Annotated in this window: 2 protein-coding genes; both read left to right on the forward strand. The window is 49.1% G+C overall.

From position 1 onward, the window contains the following. The first annotated feature begins 220 nt into the window (after positions 1 to 220). Positions 221 to 658 carry a DUF4869 domain-containing protein gene (locus I1969_RS10910; protein ID WP_117747067.1) on the forward strand — a complete coding sequence of 146 codons (438 nt, stop codon included), beginning with the start codon at positions 221 to 223 and terminating at the stop codon, positions 656 to 658. A 9-nt stretch (positions 659 to 667) separates the two neighbouring features. Next, the gene (locus I1969_RS10915) at positions 668 to 1,642 is read left to right on the forward strand and encodes a hypothetical protein (RefSeq protein WP_117747064.1); all 975 of its coding nucleotides are present in this window, start codon (positions 668 to 670) and stop codon (positions 1,640 to 1,642) included. Positions 1,643 to 1,792 lie beyond the last annotated feature (150 nt).

Genomic DNA, 1,792 nt, shown 5'->3' on the forward strand with positions numbered 1-1,792 from the left:
GAGAACGGCTGGATCACGACCGCCGGGCTGGAGGAGGCCGCGGAGGCCTACGGCAAGTCGGTCTACGGGCAGCACCTGAAGAAGGTCGCCGCCGGCGAGATCGTCAACAGCCCGCGCGAGTACTAGCGCAAGCTTGTTTTCTTTAGGGGTCACCGTTTATCTGGTGGCCCCTTTCGTTATGATTACGTTGACCATAAAGACAATATGATTGGGAGTGGATGTGTTAAGCGTCTACTTTGGCGATATGCCAGAAGCGATTTACAACACAGCGACATATTTCAAAAACTCTTACCGGTCTTCTTGGATTACGGATCCCTATGCAGTCTCGATAATTAAAGATGTCGATCGATCGGTTGTTGTCTCCGAAAACGTCATCGAAAGCCCTGTGCTTGGATCCATCTCCCCACTCCAGCTTTCTGGTGGCGTGAAAACGCTGCTGCTTATGAGATTTGATCGTAAGCATATTTTTAACGCTTCTACCTGTGGTGACAACTGTGCCAAGTGGATTCTCGACATGGCGAAAGACCGCAAGCTCGTTGTGAATCTCTATCATGTGATGGACTTTGGTCGCGAGGATTTTAAAATTAAAGTCGTGAATAGCGGCCGAATCGTTCACAGCATGGCCGATTTGATTCACGAGTCGATTCCGTATCTGTAGGTGCTGCTTATGAACGGTTCGCATCTCGTTAAGATTTCCCGCCGCAGGGGAACCAAGTACACATTTACCATTAAACGGAACATTACTATTGTGCGTGGGGATAGTGGCACGGGTAAGACGACACTGTTTAACATGGTCGCAGACTACATGCGAACGGGCGAGCAGTCGGGTGTTTCCTTGCAATGCGATTGTCCCTGTGTCGCCCTGACCGATTATGATTGGCGAAACCAGCTTTCGTCCGTTCATGACTCGATTGTATTTGTCGATGAGGGCTTAAAAGAGATTCATTCTGATGAGTTTGCCCATCATGTGCTGTATTCCTCGAATTATTTCGTGCTGATCTCAAGGGCTGATTTCCCCAATCTTCCGTATAGCGTGGATGAGATTTACAAGATTAAGACGAGCGGAAAATACCATTCTTTCGTCCCTGTTTATCAAGATCGCGGGAATCATCGTTATGCTATTTCCCGGTCGGCGCCAAAACAGGACTTTTCTATCCTTCTATGCGAGGACAGTAAGTCTGGTTTCCAGTTCTTTGAACGGCATTTCGCTGACAGTGAGCTTACCTGTACTTCGGCCATGACGAACAGCGCGATTTTGGGCTGGTTGGATCAGCATCTCGACGATCGCGTGTTTGTTGTCGCGGACGGGGCGGCATTTGGGTGCTATGCGGACCGCGTCCTTAAGCTGCAAGACATTCACCGCGATACTGTTACGGTTTGTCTTCCCGAATCATTCGAGTGGCTTCTACTGAGCTCCGGCGTAATTTCAGGGCTAGATGCCAAAGCAGTTCTGCAAGAGCCGGAAGCGTTTGCAGACAGTGAGAAGTTTAAAAGCTGGGAGGACTTCTTCTATAAGTACTTACGCGATAAAACTGGGAATTCGGTCTTCCGGTACGACAAAGACTGCATTCCGGAGGCGTTTTGTAGGGGAAGTAATTCTGCGAAGGTTATGGCTCTTATCGCGTGCCGAAATGTCCGATAGTTTTGTTGAATAGTGTCGCGGCATCACTTCCTGCGGCATACTAAAGAAGCTGTACATGCTTCAGATTGGATTTTCATGTCTGAGATTTTTGAACCTAAGAACATCATCGTCACGGGCGGCTGCGGCTTCATCGGCAGCAACTTCGTGCAC

Origin of the sequence: Collinsella aerofaciens (assembly GCF_015548375.1) — a bacterium.
Lineage (GTDB): Bacteria > Actinomycetota > Coriobacteriia > Coriobacteriales > Coriobacteriaceae > Collinsella > Collinsella aerofaciens_AB.

Excerpts from the sequence above, each read along its gene's own strand:
- I1969_RS10915 (WP_117747064.1), top strand. The coding sequence starts at position 668 with ATGAACGGTTCGCATCTCGTTAAGATTTCCCGCCGCAGGGGAACCAAG.